Source organism: Sediminicola luteus, from assembly GCF_002514735.1.
Lineage (GTDB): Bacteria > Bacteroidota > Bacteroidia > Flavobacteriales > Flavobacteriaceae > HQA918.
In genome coordinates, this window is sequence record NZ_NBWU01000001.1 from 1266822 (window position 1) to 1285331 (window position 18510).

Annotated in this window: 15 protein-coding genes; 4 read left to right on the forward strand and 11 right to left on the reverse strand. The window is 43.3% G+C overall.

Annotated features, from left to right (window positions below):
- Positions 1 to 27: 27 nt before the first annotated feature.
- The 9 genes from B7P33_RS12160 to B7P33_RS12205 all read right to left on the reverse strand — a co-directional run bounded on the left by B7P33_RS12160 (position 28) and on the right by B7P33_RS12205 (position 11526).
- Positions 28 to 4065, reverse strand: a complete 4038-nt coding sequence (locus B7P33_RS12160; RefSeq protein ID WP_097442226.1) for a hybrid sensor histidine kinase/response regulator transcription factor — start codon at positions 4063 to 4065, stop codon at positions 28 to 30.
- A 109-nt stretch (positions 4066 to 4174) separates the two neighbouring features.
- Positions 4175 to 4849 (reverse strand): hypothetical protein, encoded by a 675-nt coding sequence (locus B7P33_RS19665; protein ID WP_245871765.1) that lies wholly within the window; start codon positions 4847 to 4849, stop codon positions 4175 to 4177.
- Positions 4850 to 4881: 32 nt separating this feature from the next.
- Positions 4882 to 5832 carry a helix-turn-helix domain-containing protein gene (locus B7P33_RS12175; protein WP_097442229.1) on the reverse strand — a complete coding sequence of 317 codons (951 nt, stop codon included), beginning with the start codon at positions 5830 to 5832 and terminating at the stop codon, positions 4882 to 4884.
- Between the two features lie 47 nt (positions 5833 to 5879).
- Entirely contained in the window at positions 5880 to 6695 is an 816-nt protein-coding gene (locus tag B7P33_RS12180) for a TolB-like translocation protein (RefSeq protein WP_141402469.1), read from the reverse strand.
- Positions 6696 to 6830: 135 nt separating this feature from the next.
- Positions 6831 to 7940, reverse strand: coding sequence for a DUF2911 domain-containing protein (locus tag B7P33_RS12185; protein ID WP_097442231.1), 1110 nt, complete (start codon positions 7938 to 7940; stop codon positions 6831 to 6833).
- A 128-nt stretch (positions 7941 to 8068) separates the two neighbouring features.
- The gene (locus B7P33_RS12190; RefSeq protein ID WP_097442232.1) at positions 8069 to 10177 is read right to left on the reverse strand and encodes a M56 family metallopeptidase; all 2109 of its coding nucleotides are present in this window, start codon (positions 10175 to 10177) and stop codon (positions 8069 to 8071) included.
- A gap of 1 nt (position 10178) precedes the next feature.
- Positions 10179 to 10544 carry a BlaI/MecI/CopY family transcriptional regulator gene (locus tag B7P33_RS12195; RefSeq protein WP_097442233.1) on the reverse strand — a complete coding sequence of 122 codons (366 nt, stop codon included), beginning with the start codon at positions 10542 to 10544 and terminating at the stop codon, positions 10179 to 10181.
- A 106-nt stretch (positions 10545 to 10650) separates the two neighbouring features.
- Positions 10651 to 10980: a hypothetical protein gene (locus B7P33_RS12200; RefSeq protein ID WP_141402470.1), complete on the reverse strand. Its 330-nt coding sequence runs from the start codon at positions 10978 to 10980 to the stop codon at positions 10651 to 10653.
- Positions 10981 to 11034: 54 nt separating this feature from the next.
- Positions 11035 to 11526 carry a DinB family protein gene (locus tag B7P33_RS12205; protein ID WP_097442235.1) on the reverse strand — a complete coding sequence of 164 codons (492 nt, stop codon included), beginning with the start codon at positions 11524 to 11526 and terminating at the stop codon, positions 11035 to 11037.
- A 270-nt stretch (positions 11527 to 11796) separates the two neighbouring features.
- Here B7P33_RS12205 and B7P33_RS12210 point away from each other — a divergent pair, with 270 nt between their 5' ends.
- From B7P33_RS12210 to B7P33_RS12220, 3 genes are all read left to right on the forward strand, one after another.
- Positions 11797 to 12528, forward strand: a complete 732-nt coding sequence (locus tag B7P33_RS12210) for a DUF2092 domain-containing protein (RefSeq protein WP_097442236.1) — start codon at positions 11797 to 11799, stop codon at positions 12526 to 12528.
- 5 nt (positions 12529 to 12533) lie between these two features.
- Entirely contained in the window at positions 12534 to 13607 is a 1074-nt protein-coding gene (locus B7P33_RS12215) for a DUF6515 family protein (protein WP_097442237.1), read from the forward strand.
- 123 nt (positions 13608 to 13730) lie between these two features.
- A complete protein-coding gene (locus B7P33_RS12220; RefSeq protein WP_097442238.1) occupies positions 13731 to 14819 on the forward strand; it encodes a 3-keto-alpha-glucoside-1,2-lyase-like domain-containing protein in 1089 nt (362 codons plus the stop codon).
- Here the strand turns inward: B7P33_RS12220 and B7P33_RS12225 are convergent.
- Entirely contained in the window at positions 14816 to 16204 is a 1389-nt protein-coding gene (locus B7P33_RS12225) for a M61 family metallopeptidase (protein ID WP_141402471.1), read from the reverse strand. The genes B7P33_RS12220 and B7P33_RS12225 overlap by 4 nt on opposite strands.
- Positions 16205 to 16343: 139 nt before the next feature.
- Here B7P33_RS12225 and B7P33_RS12230 point away from each other — a divergent pair, with 139 nt between their 5' ends.
- Positions 16344 to 17459, forward strand: a complete 1116-nt coding sequence (locus B7P33_RS12230) for an ATP-binding protein (protein WP_097442240.1) — start codon at positions 16344 to 16346, stop codon at positions 17457 to 17459.
- Here B7P33_RS12230 and B7P33_RS12235 read toward each other — a convergent pair.
- Positions 17449 to 18510: a Gfo/Idh/MocA family oxidoreductase gene (locus tag B7P33_RS12235; protein WP_097442241.1), complete on the reverse strand. Its 1062-nt coding sequence runs from the start codon at positions 18508 to 18510 to the stop codon at positions 17449 to 17451. The genes B7P33_RS12230 and B7P33_RS12235 overlap by 11 nt on opposite strands.

Consider the following 18510-nt stretch of genomic DNA (forward strand, 5'->3'; position numbering starts at 1 on the left):
GGCCTTAAATTGGCCCAAAAGCATAACTTATTCTTGGTTGTGGGCTTCGCGATAGGCCAATGGAGAAAGGCCAAATTGCCGTTTAAATGCACGGCCGAATGACACCGGATTTTGGAACCCGACCTTAAACGATATATCGGAAACGTTGAGTTTACCCGATTGTAATAATTTGGCAGCCTGTTTTAAACGAATGGTCTGTATAAACTCTTTCGGACCTTGCCCCGTAAGGGCTTTGAACTTACGAAATACATGAACGCGGCTTAGACCTAGTTCATTGGAGAGTTCTTCAACGGTAAGGCTCGGATCTGAGGCACGTTGCTCTACAATGGCCAAGGCCTTGGTCAATAACTTTTCATCGTAAGAAGCATGGGTAATTTCTTTAGGATCTAGGTTTACCGTTTTGGCAAAGCTGTTTTTCAGTTCTTTTCGAGATTGTATCAAATTGGCCAGCCTGACGCGTAACAATTCTGGGTCAAAAGGTTTGGCAATGTAATCGTCGGCGCCCAGTTTATAGCCGATAAGTTGTTTGTCTACACTGCCTAAGGCAGTAAGTAATAGAATGGGAACATGACTTATTTCCGGGTCTTGGCGAAGTTGTTTACAGAATTCGAAACCATCCATTTTGGGCATCATAACATCACTAATGATCAAATCTGGATGATGCTCTTTGGCAAGTTCAAGGCCTTGCTGGCCGTTTTCCGCCTCTAAAATCCGATAGGTGCTCGTTATACATCGTATGATAAAACGACGGAGATCGGTATTGTCTTCCACCACCAATATCAACGGAAAATCTGATGGCTTGGCGGTGTTATCGAATGCTTTTTGGATGGGAGCCGTTGAGCCTTGAGGTTGATCCAGGGGTTTTGGGCTTGGGGTTTCTTTTTGGGCCTTGACCAATGGGAGGGAGACCCTGAAAGTAGAACCTTTTCCTTTTTTGCTTTTCAAATGAATGCTGCCTTCCAACAGATCAACTAGGTTTTTCACAAATGATAGACCTATGCCTGTACCAGAACTTGAATTGGGAGCGTGGTAAAAACGATCGAATATGCGTTCTTGCCGGTCTTGATCCATACCAACACCATTGTCTTGTACCTGTAGCTCTAGGATGTTTTCCAATATGCTTAGGCTTAAACGGATCGTACCTCCCTTTGGGGTAAACTTAAAGGCGTTGGACAAGAGGTTAAAAGCGATTTTATCGAGCATATCCTTGTCCATGGAAACCCATAAAGGGGATGAAGGGAGCTGGACCCTAAAATCGATGCCTTGTTGATGGGCTTCTTCCTTAAAGTAATCGGCTATTTCCCTCAGAAAACCAACCATATCCAGGTCTTGCCTTTGTACTGGTAAACGATCTTGTTCCATCTTCCTAAAATCGAGTAATTGATCGATCAATCGTTGTAACCTTTTGGCATTACGATGTATAATGCCAATCTGATCGCTTCCCTTGGTTTCCGGTTGGGTTCGGATAAGCTCTTCGATCGGTCCCAAAATGAGGGTGAGCGGGGTCTTGAATTCGTGGGAAATATTGGTGAAAAACCTGATTTTGGACTGGTTGAGCTTAATTATACCTTCTTTTTCCAGATGTTCTTGTACCAATTGATTTTTTAGACCGAACCATTTTTTTATATACACATAAGACAAATACACAGCGATAAGGGTAAGTATTCCGTAAAGTGCGTAGGCCCACCAGGTTAACCACCAAGGGGGAAAAATGTCTATGCGAAGCGATTTTACTTCTGGGTTCCAAACACCATCTGGGTTGCTCGCGGTTACTTTAAACTCGTAAGAACCGGGCTGTAGATCAAAATAGTTTACCGAAGGATTTTGGGCGTCTAGGAACTGCCAATTTTCTTGGGCCCCTTCCAGAATACATTTGTAACGTACCTCTTGAGGATTTAAAAAGTAAAGTGAAGCAAAATCTAAGGTAAGATTGTTTTGGTTGTACTTTAATGTAAGTGACGTAGTGGTGCCAATGGATTGTGAAAGGCCGAATTTTGATTTGGGACGGATAGGTAAAGCTTGTCCGGATACTTTAATTTGAGTGATACCTACCTTGGGGTAACTGCCCAGTGTGGTCAGTTTATCTGGATCTAGGTAAAAATATCCCTTGGTCTGGCTACCTACCCAGATCAAACCTTTAGAGTCCCTAAAAATCGGATTGTGTGTAAATAATTGATCGGTCACCGTATTTTGAATACGATAGTTTTTTTGATTTCCCTGAATAAGGTCGATCTGGGTTAACCAATTACGGCTTAACACCCATAGCCTTCCTTTTTGGTCTGAGGTAATCCCAATGATATTTTTATCGGGTAAGGGATGGTTGGGTTTGTAATGTTCGATTTTGTCTTGTGATCGATCATACTTTAAAAGGCCCTTTATTGAACCAAACCAAATATGACCTTTGTCGTCTTCGTGGATCGCCGTAAAATGATCGGTACCCAGTGCCCCAAGTTCAATGTGGGAACTGTAGTGGAAGGTGTTTCCGGTATTTAAATCGTGGCGGTATACCCCATCGCGGGTGGTACAGGCCCATAGTTGATTTTCTTTATCTGTCAGAAGTACTTTTCTGCTTTGTTTAAATTTGGGGTTGTTTGCAATGGCCCCCAGGTTCAATTCGTTAATCTGAGGATTGGATATACCAATATCGGAATTCGGCAAAACATCTACGCCCCCACCCATGGCGCCCATATAAATGTCGCCCGCTTTTGAGGTGGTGAAAGAGGTTATCGTATTACTACTTAACCCACTGTTTCCGGTATTGAGGCTAAAAAGCACTTCACCCTGTTGTGTGTGGCCTTGAATACCATTACCGTAATCACTGGTGTAAAAGAAACCTGAGGGAGTCGGTTCTATATCAAAAATGGTTTTACCTTCCTGTACAAGTTCGGGGTCTTGTAATCCGTTGGCTTGTAATAAACCATGGTTGGTACCTATCCAGAGATTTCCGTGTACATCTTCGACAAGGGAATTTACATCCAATAATTGTTGGCGATGTTTTGAGTCGTGATTCCAATGAAATGGGGCCGAATCGAATGTTATTTGCATTACACCATTACCTCGGGTACCTACCCAGAGAACCCCCGTTGGATCTTGGAAAATGGAGCGTATTTTGTTGTCGGGCAAAAAATACTGATTGCCAGAGTTTTGAAAAAGATGTTGTGTGGCTTCTTCATGTTCCTTTTCCAAGGAAAAACCAAGGGAACTAAATCCGTTTTCTTCGGAACAAAGCCAAAGGTGGGTTTTGTCGTTTTCTTGGTTTATATACATGGCGTTTCCCCCTTCAAGAGGGATGTATTTGAATTTTGGCAAATGAAAGCTTCCATTTGACCAGTAAAATAGCTTACCCGAACGCTTTAGAAACCAAATATGGTCGTTTGAAGCACTAGAGATAACCTTTACGGGGTCGGCTATATCTTTTTGCTGAATAAATGGTGTGCTCAGGTCATCTAAAGAAAGCCCTTGTAATAGGCCAGATTCGTATCCGACCCAAAGTTGATCTCCTATGCAGGAAATTGTAGCTATGTTTTCGGATTTTTCTGCCGGATGCCTTTCATATTCAAAATCAAACGGCTGTGCTACTGCAGTGCCGGACTTGTTTTGGGTTATGGCTATTAGTTGTTTGGTAGTATAAACAAAAAGCTTGTTTTGCGATGTCAAAAAAAGTCCCAAAAGAGGCCCTTTCAAGGGTTTGGGAAGCTTTATTTCCTGTAACGTTTCCGTCGTAAAATCGTAAAACTTCAGGGCGTTTCTTGCTCCCACCCATAGACCATTGTTCGATGCCGATTCTACAATACCAACGATTAAAGTGTTAAGACCACCATTGTAATTATCGTTTTCAGACCAAAAGGATAGTATGTTGTAACCGTCGTAACGGTTTAGGCCATCTTTAGTGCCAAACCATATATACCCTCTATTATCTTGATAAATGGCACTCACATAATTATGAGACAAACCATGTTCAATGTTCAAGTTATTTACCCTAAAATCTTGACTTTTTGAAGGTTGGGCCAAGAGAAATAAGGGGTATATATAAAAAAGCCATAAAAGCGCTCTTAATCGCGTCATAACACGGCCATATTTTGTGTTTACTTTGGTAATATAGGGTTTCGGCCCAAAAGTAACACTAATTGAAGTTCTCTAAATCTGAACTATTCTATCAAATGGATTATCGTATTTATAATTCTATGCGGGCCCAGACTTTCAACAGACACTGCCGAATGGAAAAAATATGGAGAAAGAGGGCTATGGCCACCAAAATACCGGGTAAGAAGAAATAGGGCAATTGACTAAGCGATAAGGTAATCTCTTGGGCGATGTAAAAGGAGTACACGAAAGACGCTAAAGTTCCGGCGAAAACGACCAAGGAGGCGATGTTCCAATACAATAGCCCCTTTTTACCGACCTTACCTTTTTGGACGAGATAACCCATAACCAGGGCCGAAAGTCCTACCAAAACATCGAAGTTGGTACCTTCGAAAGTGACTTGTTTAGACAATATCCCATTTAAAAAAGCACCCCAGATCAGAAACTCTACCAGAATACGGAACGCTTGTAGGTATACCGGAAAATGCAAGGGTACTTTTTCTAAAATGGGTTTAAAACCTTTTTGGGCCGTAATTATTAGGGAAAAAGCTATGGTAGGTAGAATTACCAATAAGGGCATACGGGGTGGTAATTCTAAACTATCTAGCCAATCGGTTCGGGTCAATCCTATGAGATAGATTAGCCATACCAAAAACACAAGCAGATAAACCTGGCTGTACTTTTTGGGGTTTGGGGCATATTCGAATAGGCGCAAGACCAAGAGTACCATTATAAAGGGTAGTATATAAAATCCGATTTCGACCATGGCACTGTTTTTATGCAAAGATAAGGGCAGGGCTACGACCGCACTTGACCCAAATTGCTTTTTCGGTAGGCTGATGGGGTGGTCCCAAAGTGCGATTTAAAGAACCTACTAAAAGCCGCAGGCTCTGAAAAACCGAGTTGTGCCCCAATTTCTTGGATTTCCCACAGGGGATCTTGTACTAATTGTTCGGCCCTATCGGCTTTTAGCTTGGCGGTATATTGAAATGGGGTAAGACCGAAGGCTCTTTGAAAACAGCGTAGTAAATGGAATTTGGAAAGACAGGCCGCCTGAGCGAGTTGATCCAACGTAAAATTCCGATTCGAATGCCCATGGATAAAATCAAGGGCCCAAATAAGGCGTTTACCCATTTCTTGGCGTGTGGCCAAATTGTTGTTCTGCAATACAGGCTGACTGTCCCAGTCAGTTTGTAACAGACTGCTTAAAAGGGAATGGAGTAATTCTTCTTCCCTCTCTGGATTCGAATTGCCGAAGTGGGCATAATACCTTTGTATATGGCGAATGCTTTCTTGAAGTTGCCCTTGCATCCAAAGGGTTCGTGGATAGGTATGGTAGCTAGAGCTACGGGTAGCGAATGGCCCATCCAACAATTTTTTGTCGGAATTTGATAAGCCCTGAATTACGCTTTTCACCAAAGATGGCCCAAAATGAAAATTCAGGGTTTCTGCTCCCTTAGGAAGTATAAGATTGTATTCGGCACCCAAATTGCTCAGGGCAACAGATTGCTGTTGTACCTGTAAATCCCTGCCTTCGGTCTGTACCCAGCCACTACCTTTTAGGTTAATAAACAAACTTAATGTACCGGTTATTTTAGTGCGTTCGGTTGGGGCGCTGTCTACCCAAAGGCTAACATTGGGCCACTCTTTTTTGGGCAGGGGTTTGCCTTGTGGACTAAGGGCCTGGGCAAAACCGGTTTTAGAATGTGTCCGGATCCATGTTAGGTCAGGAAATTGTTGGAGCAACATGCCTAATTCTGGGGGTTATGGTGTTCGCATTTATAGTACGCAGGAGCTTAGTTCATGTTTTGTTTTTCATTGAATATGATATCCGCACTTACCCAATAAACCTCTCCTTTTTCTACACCGGCCCATCCTTTTGTATCTGGGTTGTTATATCTTCTGGAAAACATGAAATATTTTCCATCAGAAGACATATAGGGGCAATAATACCGCCAGTTACTTTCATAATCTAACGGAATTTCCCTGGGTGTTGACCATTCGCCATCATCATTGAAACTTACTTGAAACTTTCCATTTCCATTAGTAATCGCATACTGTTCATCTGGGGAAATAAAGCTTAATAGTTCCTTTTTCTCAAACTTGGTGTTTATTAAAACTGGTGATTCAAATTCATTATTTCCTAAATATTGTGCGCGATAGGTATGCATTCCACCTGTATCGCTTGGTCTATTCGAGCGAAAATATAAACTGCCATCCGCCGTTACCACCGGATAGGTTTCAAAGTGTTCCGTGGAAATCGAAAAATCTACCTTAGAAGCTAATTCCCATTTACCATTGACTTTCTTACTCCTATAAATGTCCGGGGGTATTGTATAAAGCTCTTCCCGAGAAACATCACTTTTATACAACTTCGGGTCTACACCAAGAAAATACATGGTCTTTCCGTCTGTAGTAATGGTAGGGTCACAGGCAACCGAAAACCGGACACTATCGGCATACATTTTTATGGGTTCAATGTCAGACCATTTACCATTAATCAGCTCGGAATGGTGAATAACAAAGCTACTGTCTACAATTCTCGAAAAGAACATCTCGGTTTGGTTCGCATTAAAAACTACATTGAGTTCAACATGGTCGGTATTAACCATTTTTGGAGCAAACAATTTGGGAACCGTTGAGGGTGGGCTTTGGTCGAAGTAGGAAATAGTATTGTTTTTACAACCACAAAAAGTAATCGCAAAAAAGAAAATGAGCAAGTAATTATTCACTACTGTATTTTCTATCTAATTGATATCCTCTCCCTTGGCCAGCTTGTCCAAATTGGCCTGTACTCGGCCTTTGCTAGCAGCATTTGGGGCATTTTCGAGGGCCTTTTTTAAATATTTGGTAGCGGTTTTGTAATCGCCTTGGGCCGAATAGCCCCGTGCCAAACCATAATTCACCGGCCATTGGTTTTTATGTTTTTTGGCGTTCATCTTAAAGATTTCCAAGGCCTTTTGAGTGTTTTTCTCACCTAATAACTGACGACCGTATTGGTGCAATTCCAAATTATCACCCATGGTTAGGGCCTCGGCCATTACCTGGTCGGCCTTCTCGCTTTGCCCCAGTTTACTCAATATCTGCGATTTTAAACTGAGATTGGTAAAGTTCTTTTCGCTAAAAAACTGGCCATCAATAGCGGCATCGGCCCAACCTAAGGCTTCGTAAAGGTCACCATCGTTGTTTAAGGCGTAGCGGGCCGCTTGCTCCCAAGTCTGTCGTTGAAAACCGGGTTGGTTTTTTAGTTTTTTACGAATGTCTTCCAATACGATCTCATTTACGGCTACATCTATGGTCAAGGGAAACGATTTGGTGCCCCATTGCAATTCCAAGACCGTACTATTGGGTTTTAGTTCGGTAAATTCAAAGGTCAATAATTCTTTATGGGCGATTTCTTTGGTGTCAATATCAATTCGGGCCGCATCTTGCTGTTCTTCATAAAAATAACTTCCCCAAGAGGTGTGGTCTTTCGATAGTATAACCGTGGCCTTATCGGCATCTTTGATGTTAATATGGAAACCGTAGGTTCCGGCCGCCACTTTTTGTCCGCCCAAACTAACGGCATCACTGAACTCAATAGTGGTGTTTTCGTTGGCACCGGCACGCCAAGGTGCGGCTTTAGAGGTACCAAAACCAAGGTCGTTCATACCATAAGGTACCAAGGCACCATATATTTCGCGCCCATTAACGGCCGGTCTAGAATAGGTTACCGTAATATCGGTTATGCCCACACGCTGACCCACTGTGGCCTGTTGGCTGCCCCTTGGGGTATTGAGTTGGGCATGTGATTCGGGCCCGAACATGAAAATGGTGAATAGGGCGCCCAATAATATATTGGTGTAAAAAGGTTTCATAACGTTCGTTTTTAGGATTGGATAAATTCGTTCCTGAAAAGTACGCAACTCCCTTTTTGTCAACCGTTAGCGGTTTGTTAAGATAATTGGGCTAAGTGTTAAAAAGCCCGTGCTATGAAAAAACGGCTTTAATCTATTTGTACTACCACAGCTTTTTTACTCAAGGTTACCACATAATCGGAATTACCGATACGTTCGGTGAGTACGCTTAAACGCGGATTCGTCCGCACCAAGTGTTTGGCTTCTTGGGCCTGAATGTTTTTACCGTTGTAATTAAAAGTGGCCCCTTTTTTAGCCATCTCTTCTATATGCTCCGTGGGGCTTTTAGGTTTTGGTGAAGGCGGAATACCTTCAGTACGGTTTGGATTATCGCTTAAATGAACCTTAAACTTGGCCTGCGAGCCATCGGAACTGAGAACCACACTATTACTCTTAATATGGTCGATACTGTTGTGTTCATTGGCAAAACTTAAGGCTTCTTTAGCAGAAATGGCTTTTCCATCGAGGTAAAACTCGGTTTCTTGAAAGGTAATCTTGCCGTCACCTGGCGAAGTACCGGAAACTTCGCTTAGCTCTTTGATATATACAGGGAAGGATTCTGTGGCCGCTTCAGACGGTATTACCCTAAGGGGTGTCTTTGTTGGTTTTTCGGTTTTGGCCTTTTTTATGACTTTGGTGTTCTTTTCTGCTTTAGCTTGTTTTTCGACTTTAGGAAATTTGGCCTCCTTTGGCGCTTTGGTCTTTTTCACTGGTTTTGCTTTATCGGTTTTCGGTGGAGGCGGTGGCGGTATATGGGTTTCACCCTTTGTATCGATATTCACGGTAATTGTTCCATTCGCATTATCGGAGGTCTGAAGGGCGATACTATTCGTTGGCGGATGCTGCAGTAATGCTTTGGCTTGGTCTACCGTAATGGCTTTTCCATTATGTTGGAATTGGGCCTTTTTTTGGGCCATCTCATCAATATAGACCAAAGGCGATTTTGGAGGAGGGGGTACATCGGCCGGTGCCGTATGTTGTAGGTTTTCTACCAAAGATACTTTTGGTGGGGGCGGTGGCGGTATACTACCGGCCGGATAGCGCTGACCCACTTTCACTTCTTTACCGATATGGGCCGGGTTGGGTACTTCTTTTACCTTTGGGGGAGGCGGAACCATTTCCGTAACCCTAACCGGAGTAACCGGTGGAGGTGGCGGGGGGAGTTCCGGAAAGGGTTCTGCGTTTTTCTTTTGCGCCGGGGTCATAAGGGCATAGATATGTTCCATACGATCCAGTTCTTTTTTACGGATGACCTTATTATCGGACGCGTTCATTTTTTTGGCCCAACGGTCGTATTCCTTTACCATTTGGGTGGTAGCCCCTTCCTGGGGTAAGGTCTGGTATACGGTTTCCCTTTCTGCGAAGCTATATACCAGTAGGCATAGTAAGGGTAAAATGGACAACGATTTGACCCATTTCACCGGGGTAGATGTGGTTTTTTTCATGATGTTAAAACGTTTTTTGATGAATGAATAATCCATGGCACTTGCCATAGGGCTGATGGGTTGTTGGGTGGCGAAACCCAGTATTGTTTTTTGATAATCTGTGGGGGAGGTACCTTGGCTGAGCACGGCTGCATCGGCCAAGAACTCGTGGTTTAGCTTTACTTCCTTTTTTAAGAGGGTCAATAAGGGGTGGAACCAAAATAGGATTTGAAAAAGTTCCAATACTATAATATCGATGCTATGCCATTGTTGGGCGTGGGCTTCCTCATGAAGTAAGACCTCGGCAGGAATTTGGGCATGTTTCCATTGCGCACGATTAAAGAATAGGTATTGTAAGAAAGTGTGCGGTGCCAAAGGTTCGCCATGGTAAACATTAACATAGTTTCCTTTGTTTTCTTTGGGGTTTAATCGAATACGGTGTCGTATTTGACTCAGGTTGCGAATGAAGCGGATACCAAAAACCAAACAACCAGTAAGGTAAATGATCAATACTGCAAAAGGGAGGTATTCCCAGATGTTAATAGAGGTTTCGGCTTCTAAAATTTGCGTGCTGATAGGAAGTATGGTTTCAGTTGCCGGTGCCAGCCAAACCACATCGGTAAATACAAGGGCGGGAATACCGAAGGACAAGGGTAAACTCAAAAGGAGGTACCAACGTTTGAGCCTGTGCATTTGCTCTTGGGCCAGCCAAACTTTATAAAGCGCAAGCAAAATACCAAGAATCAATATCGATTTAAACAGATAGGGCCACATATTATTTTTTGTCTAATTCGTTATCGATAATCTGGCGTAAGGCTTCTAGTTCCGATTTACTCAAATTGGTCTGTTGGGTAAAGAAGGAGGCAAATTGTGATGCGGAATCATTAAAGAAGTTTTTGATCAACCCGTTTACATGGCGTGAGAAATACTCCTTTTTACCTACTAACGGATAATACTCCCGCGACCGGCCCTGTTGTACATAGTCTACAAATCCCTTGTCTTGCATACGCTTTAAGAGCGTGGCCACGGTAGTCTGGGCGGGTTTAGGATCAGGATGCTGGGCGATGAGGTCTTTCATAAAAGCCTTTTCGTTTTGCCAAAGCAGATCCATAAGCTGTTCTTCCGTTTTTGATAATGGCATATTGAATTATTTTCTACAAATGTAGAATAATATTTTAATTCTACAAACATAGAATGAATATTTCGAAGGAAATAACCCATGAATTAAACCCGTGAAAAATCTAAGATTATCGGAACCAGCCCGAAAAAGTGTTGGCTACCCAATGCAACACGGCGGGGCTGTTGAAAAGGAATACCCCTAGGGCGAGAAGTAGGGTGAAAAGGATGGCACTGGCCCATATGCTTTTGTATTGAGCGGTTTTATCCAATTCAGATTGCTTGGCAATCTGCCGAAGCACTTTGCTTTTTCCGTTGGGGTCGGTTTTGCCGTAGTCTGGTGTTGCGCCTGAACCATCGAGGGAGGCGGCCAGGCTATCTCTACGGGCTTTATGCCTTTGGCTATTGCGCATGGCCCGGTTTTGCCGCATGCGGTTTACCATGTCGTATGCTCCGCTCATATGGGTTGGTTATTAGGTTTTTATGAAGATACGACTTTTGTGTGATATTGGAACCTAGTGCTTTTCATTATTCATTTTCAGGGCCCAAGCCAATTGCCCCATATGGTAGGTTTCGTGTTGTATCATGCCTTCGAGCAAAAACCGATAGCTGAATTCTTTTTTAAAATCGGGGTCGCTGTAGGTCGTATCTAAAAAGGTATCATCCTTGGTTTCCAATAGGGTTTTTAAATTCACCCATGCTTGGTCAAATTCGTGGATAACCTCTTTCCATCCTTGGGTTTTCAATTTGGAGTTCTCCGGCCAATTATCTGTATGGCTATCGGAGGCAGGGCCAATTCCCGTTTTTACCCTAGTGTAGATCTGTCGGTTCCAAAAGGTAAGATGGGCCAACAATTGTGCTGGAGAAAACAGATTATTCCCGGCAGAAGTAAAGGCTTTGGTTTCAGGACAACGCGATAAAAGGATCTTAAAACTAAAACCTAACCAAGGTTTCCCCAAACGGATTTCATCCATTTGATGTATAAATTGCATTAAATTATGCTTCATAAGTTAAGGTTTTCAGGTACTTCAGCTAGGTCGTAAAAACCGTGATGTAATGTCGGCACTAACGACGATTTTAAAGATAGAGGATTAATTTCTTAAATTTTTAACCGTATCGTTGTCAAGGTAAAGGCCACAAAAGCGTATGGATAATTCTACAAATTTTACGAAGGTTATCTTATCTTTGTTAAAACACGGCTTCTTACTGGTCCTATGTTCCAGTACTTTTGCCTAACCAAAAGTTGCATTTACTTCATTAACTAAAACCATTCTTACATGAAAGTTTTCGCATTCGCATGGGCCTTGGTACTTCCTTTTTGTGCCTTTGCCCAAACCCCTCAACCCGAGGCTAAGGATCCGACAGCGATTTTGATCTTGGATCAAATGGCCGATGTAATCGGCGATCTTGAATCTTGTTCCTTTTCCTTGGAAACATCACACGATGTAATGGATCAAGACCATGGCTTCCTAAAAAATTACGCTTATGAAAAGGTATATCTCGATGGACCCAATAAACTTATGGTCGAAATCAAGGGTACTAAAGGCAAGCGTGGCTTTTGGTATAATGGGAGTGAATTGGATTATTATTCGTACAAAGAGAATAATTATGTGAGTATACCTGCGCCGGCGAGTACCTTGGCCATGATCGATAGTATCAATGCCAAATACGACATTACCTTTCCGGCGGCCGATTTCTTCTATCCTTCATTGACCGACGATATTATTGAAGCTTTCGATAGCATTCAATTTGTAGGCAAGCGTATGGTAGATGGGCAAGAGTGCTTTTTGATCAAAACCAGCAATGCCAAAATGGATATGCTACTCTATGTAGCCAACGATGCCTATAGATTGCCGAAAAGGCATGTAATCAAATACAAGGAAAAAAACGGGAAACAATATGAGGCTACCTTTAGCGATTGGCAATTGAACCCCAATATTCCCAATGCCATTTTTGAGTTCAAAGCACCTGCCAGTGCCCGTCAAATTTCTATCCAAGCCAAAAAGTAATTGTAATGATTTCAAAAAAAATAAGCTCCGGAGGAGCATCCTATAGAAACAAATTTTTCATTCTATTCAGTTTAATCGTCTTTTGTCTGCCCTTTAGTTTAGAGGCCCAACGCTTTGGCCATGGAGCGTCTAGGGGAGGTGGTGGTGCCCGTATGTCGCACTCGCGTTCTGCTGCATCGAGACCTTCTATGAACCGTAGTAGTAGACCCAAAACTACGGCTCGTACCAATAAGTCGGCCAGTAGGCCTTCTACTTCCAATAGAAAGTCGATTAATGGGGGGCATAAGAAATCTACCAACAGAAGTGTCTCTAGGCCCAATACGAACAAAAGCACCAACAGGAGTGGTTCGAACATAAAAAACAAGAGTACGAATCGCACTACCAACAGGGGTAGTAATAATAAAGTCTCTAACCGGACCAAGAACAGCAATAATAAAATCGGTAATAAGAATCGGGTTGGTAATAACAATGTCAATATCAATATCGACAACAGTAAGCATATGAACGTGCGCAATACCCGAAATACCCGTGTGCGCTCCAGTCGTGTGGCCTATACGCGGCCACCTTACCGTTACGGCGGTCGTGCCTTTTACTGTCACAGGCCTTACTTTTACCACCCATATACGCCGTTTTATTGGGGGCCATACTACCACCCATGGGGTTATTTCGTAACCTCTTTGGCCACTACCGCCATTGTGGTAAGTATTGCCAATAGTGGAAATGATAAAGACGACGACAAAGAAGAGTACCATTACGAAAACGGGAACTATTATATGAAGACGGAAGACGGTTTCGTTGCCGTTCAGGCCCCCGTTGGCGCCCAAGTGCCCGAGATACCGAAAGAAGCCCAAAAAATTGAGAACAACTACTATTATGGCGGGGCTTTTTATGAGCAGAATTCCGATGGCTATATCGTAGTACCAGCTACGGCCGGAACCATTGTGCCCAACCTTCCGGAAGGTGGTGAAGAAACCAAGATCGGTGATAATACCTATGTGAAATTCGGGGAGACTTATTACCAACCTATTCAGGTAGATGGGAAGAATATGTATGAAATCGTAGAGGTAAAAGAAGATTAATTTTTCCGCTACGGAAATTGAATAGGGAGCTTTCGGGCTCCCTTTTTTGTTAAAGCTATGTTGATCTTTGTAATGAATAGCTGATTTTGGTGGACATATACCCATAATCCAAATTCATCAATCATGTACATCAAGACCAGCTTACTATTCTTTTTTATTTCGACCTTCGTTTTCGCACAATCGCAATCCATTGCCTTGGAAGCGGCGAATTGGGAGTTTCTGCCCCAGGCTAAACACGAGTTCAAGACCGTTGAAGGTAAAAAGGCCCTTTGGCTAAACGGTACCGCCTTTGTTAAAGATTCCGATTTTGGCGATGGGGTGCTCACCGTTGATATACTAGCAACGGATAAACGCAGTTTTGCTGGTATCGTATTCCATCAACAAGACGGTTTTTTTGAAGAGGTGTACCTGCGCCTTCACAAATCGAAGCAGGTAGATGCCCTACAATATACCCCGAAATACCATCACGAAAGTAACTGGCAACTATACCCGGAACATCAAGCCCAAGTTGCTTATTTGGATTCGGGTTGGAATCGTTTGCAAATCACAATACGTGGGAATACCGCCCAAGTATCTGTTAATGGTTCACAGGTTTTGGTGGTACCCCATCTCAAGACTGGTTTAACACGGGGGCGCATTGGTCTATTCGGACTTTTCGGGGCCACCTTTACCCAGTTTACCATGGAAAATACTATGGCAAGTGCTTGGGAAGTTACGCCGGCTGTGACGGATCCACTTTTGGTATCAGATTGGGCATTAAGTGATGCTTTTGTGTATGATGATAGCGAAGATTTGCACAAATGGCTTCAGAAAGAACCTAAACAAAGAGTTAAAACCGAAGCTTCCGGACTTTTACCGGTATCGAAGTATGTGGCCAAGTCTTCTAGTGGTAGTTTTGACCGTAATCGGGAAGATGTCGTGGTTGCCTCCATAAAAATCGAGAGTGATGGCCAACAGACCCAATGGCTCGATTTTGATTATAGCGATAAAGTCCGGGTGTTTCTGAACGGTACCGAAATTTATAGGGGGTCGGAATCTTTTCGAACCTTGAACCCGCAGTTTATGGGGCATCTGGGTAAAGGTCAGCGACAAATTCCCTTAGCCCTTAAAAAAGGGGAAAACAACTTGCAGGTCGTATTGATAGAGAAGGCCAATGGCTGGGGCCTTCGGGCCGCTTTTAAAAATGCACAGGGCATTCGTTGGCAACCCTAAGGGGCTTTTTGCCAGGCTTCCCAAATGGCGTCGCAATCAACCGTGGTAGCTTGCTTTAGTAGATTCGGGAATTGTTCGTAACGGAACCCTTCCGGATGCGTTTTAGTATAGTCCATAAGGTATTTGATAACATCCAAAAGTGATTTTTTACCAGCGCTTTGGTTTATGATATGTTGATCCAATTCATGGGCCAATAAAGCGCCACGGGCGAAGAGGTTTTTCCCGATCCTAAAATCCAAAGAGTATTGGGTAGACCCTAATAACGATAGTTCTTTAAGGGATAGCTTACGAATAAATTCGGGTGCATTGTTAACGATGTTATCATAAAGGTGGAGCTTGGTATCCTGCATACAATAGTAGGTGGTCACATACCAAATAAAACCTTCGTTAAGCCAGATAGTATCTTGTAAGGGGGCCGTTTGCCAAGCAAAAGGACGGTAGCCTTGTCCGTAGGCCCTAAGTGGTAACCAAGCATGGCCCATATGGTGTATCATAGAGCGAAATTTTCGCATATTAGAGACCGCCCCATCTATTTGGGAAACGTCTAAACTGGCCGTCATGCTGTTTAGGTGTTCTATAGAGAAACCATAATCGTGCCTTTCGCTTATGGGTTGGGTAAACTCGTAACAAAGGGTGTAATGTGGCATGGGAACAAACCCAAAATATCCCTGTAATCGATTAAGGGCGTCTAATGCGCGTACTCCGACTTTTTCAATAGCTATTGGGGCTTCGCTATAGAGGGCTATGAACAAAGGAATTGGGGCTTCAGGTACCTGATGTAGCTGTATTTCCGTCCCCATTAAAAACTGGGCATCGGCCAGTTGGGCGAAGTTGGATATTCGGAGTTCCAATGTTCCTTTATCGGGCGCTAATTTTGGAGAGGTGGTTGTAAAAATCGGCCAAGTTTCCGGGGTGATAATGCTGAGGTTAATAGGCCATGTTTCCGTGCCTTCTACAAAGCCGAAAACCGAATACCCCAGTACGCCTAAATAGTTCTGACGGAGTTTTGAGCTGGCAAAAGTACCTAAAAGACGGGTTTCCATATCCCGAATAGCTACTCTATAGGTAACAGAGCGAATGGCCGCGGTCTTCGGAAATTTAAAAAACGACCCATCGCCCAAAACCGCGGCATGTGCTTTGCCCCCTACATCGGTAGCGCTTACCTGATCTACAAAATCGATATATCGGGTTATTTCATAAGTGCCCGGAGCACTTTGGGGTATTACAAGTACCGGATCGGGTATGGGTTTTTCGAATCGGATATGGATAGTAACATAATCACCTTGGCCCGAATATGCAAGATTATATACCATGGGTGCTTCTTGCCCAAAAAGAGAAGTGGTTGTAAATAGCAGTAATAAATAAGGAAGGAATGGTATTTTCATTGTCACAAGATAGCAATACGTATCTATTAAATTGGCCACGGATTGTATTATATTTGGTGAATACATTCACTAAAAACATATATATTTGGTGAATACATACACTGAAAATATATATATTTGGTGAATAGAAAGGCAGGTTATGATCAAAAGAAGGCTGGAAGAAAGTATACGGAATAGTATTAATAAGGGCAAGGCTATTTTATTGGTAGGGCCCCGACAAGTTGGGAAAACGACTTTGATCAAGTCGATGCTGGCCCACGACGATTATTTGTTTTTAGATGGCGACGACCCAAGTGTGCGCGAAAGTCTCACCGATGTCAATACCGCCAGATTAAGGCAGATCATTGGCCGGCATAGTCAGGTTTTTATAGACGAAGCCCAACGTATTCCCCAAATCGGAATTACCTTAAAATTGATTACCGATCAAATAGAAGGTGTTCAACTTTGGGTAAGCGGTTCGTCGGCATTCGAACTTAGTGACCATACCATGGAGCCTTTAACGGGTAGAAAACGGGAATATCTGTTATATCCGTTTTCTTGGTCGGAATTAGAAGATCATTTTGGCTATATGGCCATGCAGCAGCAATTGGAACTGCGGTTGCGTTATGGCATGTATCCCGAAGTAGTGAATAGCCCAGGGGAAGAGGTGATGGTGTTACAAGAATTGGCAAACAGTTATCTGTATAAAGATGTATTGGCTTTTGGGGGGATTCGAAAACCCCAGGTGTTGGATAAACTATTAAAAGCATTGGCCCTGCAAGTGGGGCATGAGGTGAGTTATAACGAATTGGCCCAATTGGTAGGGGTAGACAAGAATACGGTGTCTACTTATATAGATTTGCTGGAGAAGAGTTATGTAATCTTTAGATTGGGTAGTTTTAGCCGTAACCTTCGTAATGAGATTAAGCGAGGGCAAAAAATCTATTTTTACGATAACGGTATTCGCAATATGTTGATAGGTAATTTCAACGACTTGGATTTACGTACTGATGTGGGTGCCCTTTGGGAAAATTTTTTGGTCTGTGAACGGCAAAAGAAACAGATGTACGAAGGCGCCATTACACAAAGCTACTTTTGGCGTACCGTGGCACAACAAGAAATAGATTATATAGAGGAAGGCCATGGTGAAATAAAGGGTTACGAGTTTAAATGGAACACCAAGGCCAAAATCAAAAAGCACCTAGCTTTTAAACAAGCTTATAATGCAGAGCTAAGTGTGGTACATCGTGAGAATTTTAGGGAGTTTATAAGCTAATCGTCATTCCCGTACGTACCGATTCGTCTGCCGCCAATACTATTCGGAGACTGTTTACGGCATCTTTCCAATGATCTTCCAGCGATTCATTTTCGGTTATGGTCCGTAACAAATATTCTTGTTCCAAACGGCACAGGCCGTCGTGGTCGGGTTCGGCCGCGGTATCGATGCGTTCATCCGAATTAATGAATTTTCCCTGCTCATTTAACTGCCCATGGTGTAGTATAAGTCCTCCGGTTTGGGTATGTCCTTCTACATCATCGGAAGCCCCTTTTGGGGTATCGGTAATGGAAACGGATCCTTTGGGGCCGATCACATCTTTGATAAAAGTGGCGGTCTCGCTCATCATAGGACCCCAACCGGCTTCGTACCAGCCTACCGAGCCGTCTTTAAAACGTACCTGAAGCTGACCGTAATTATACATTTCCGAATCTATCTCCTCCGAAAGCCGTACTCCTATGGCGCTAACACTCACCGGGGTCGATTGGGTCATGCTGCACATGATGTCTACATAATGTACCCCACAGTCCACAATGGGCGACATGCTTTGCATCAGTTGTTTATGGGTATGCCATTGGTCGGCCGAACTTTGTTGGTTCAGGTTCATCCGCATCACCAAAGGTTTGCCCAAGCTACGGGCGGTTTCTACGAATTTGGTCCAAGACGGATGTACCCGTAGAATGTATCCTACGACGAGTTTCAGTTCTTTTTCCCGTGCCAGATTTACCAAATCTTGGGCGTCGGCCACGGTGGTAGCCATGGGCTTTTCCAAGAACACATGGCAACCTGCCTCTAAACTGGCTTTGGCATAGGTATAATGGGTATCGGGATAGGTATTGATCGAAACTACATCGGGTTTCGTAGCAGCAAGGGCCTTTTCAAAGTCGGCATAGGTGGGATAGCCTCCCAATTCTTGTGATAGGCTTTCCCGACTTTTTTCGGTACGGCTTACCAAACCTACGATTTCAAAACCCGAAAGTTGGCGATAGGCCAAGGCATGTGAACGGCCCATATGGCCACAACCTACAACCAAAACCCGTAATGCGGCCAT

Excerpts from the sequence above, each read along its gene's own strand:
- B7P33_RS12215 (WP_097442237.1), top strand. The coding sequence starts at position 12,534 with ATGATTTCAAAAAAAATAAGCTCCGGAGGAGCATCCTATAGAAACAAA.
- B7P33_RS12190 (WP_097442232.1), bottom strand. The coding sequence starts at position 10,177 with ATGTGGCCCTATCTGTTTAAATCGATATTGATTCTTGGTATTTTGCTT.
- B7P33_RS12200 (WP_141402470.1), bottom strand. The coding sequence starts at position 10,980 with ATGAGCGGAGCATACGACATGGTAAACCGCATGCGGCAAAACCGGGCC.
- B7P33_RS12185 (WP_097442231.1), bottom strand. The coding sequence starts at position 7,940 with ATGAAACCTTTTTACACCAATATATTATTGGGCGCCCTATTCACCATT.
- B7P33_RS12210 (WP_097442236.1), top strand. The coding sequence starts at position 11,797 with ATGAAAGTTTTCGCATTCGCATGGGCCTTGGTACTTCCTTTTTGTGCC.
- B7P33_RS12235 (WP_097442241.1), bottom strand. The coding sequence starts at position 18,510 with ATGGCCGCATTACGGGTTTTGGTTGTAGGTTGTGGCCATATGGGCCGT.
- B7P33_RS12225 (WP_141402471.1), bottom strand. The coding sequence starts at position 16,204 with ATGAAAATACCATTCCTTCCTTATTTATTACTGCTATTTACAACCACT.
- B7P33_RS12205 (WP_097442235.1), bottom strand. The coding sequence starts at position 11,526 with ATGAAGCATAATTTAATGCAATTTATACATCAAATGGATGAAATCCGT.
- B7P33_RS12230 (WP_097442240.1), top strand. The coding sequence starts at position 16,344 with ATGATCAAAAGAAGGCTGGAAGAAAGTATACGGAATAGTATTAATAAG.
- B7P33_RS19665 (WP_245871765.1), bottom strand. The coding sequence starts at position 4,849 with ATGGTCGAAATCGGATTTTATATACTACCCTTTATAATGGTACTCTTG.
- B7P33_RS12175 (WP_097442229.1), bottom strand. The coding sequence starts at position 5,832 with ATGTTGCTCCAACAATTTCCTGACCTAACATGGATCCGGACACATTCT.
- B7P33_RS12180 (WP_141402469.1), bottom strand. The coding sequence starts at position 6,695 with ATGGTTAATACCGACCATGTTGAACTCAATGTAGTTTTTAATGCGAAC.
- B7P33_RS12195 (WP_097442233.1), bottom strand. The coding sequence starts at position 10,544 with ATGCCATTATCAAAAACGGAAGAACAGCTTATGGATCTGCTTTGGCAA.
- B7P33_RS12160 (WP_097442226.1), bottom strand. The coding sequence starts at position 4,065 with ATGACGCGATTAAGAGCGCTTTTATGGCTTTTTTATATATACCCCTTA.
- B7P33_RS12220 (WP_097442238.1), top strand. The coding sequence starts at position 13,731 with ATGTACATCAAGACCAGCTTACTATTCTTTTTTATTTCGACCTTCGTT.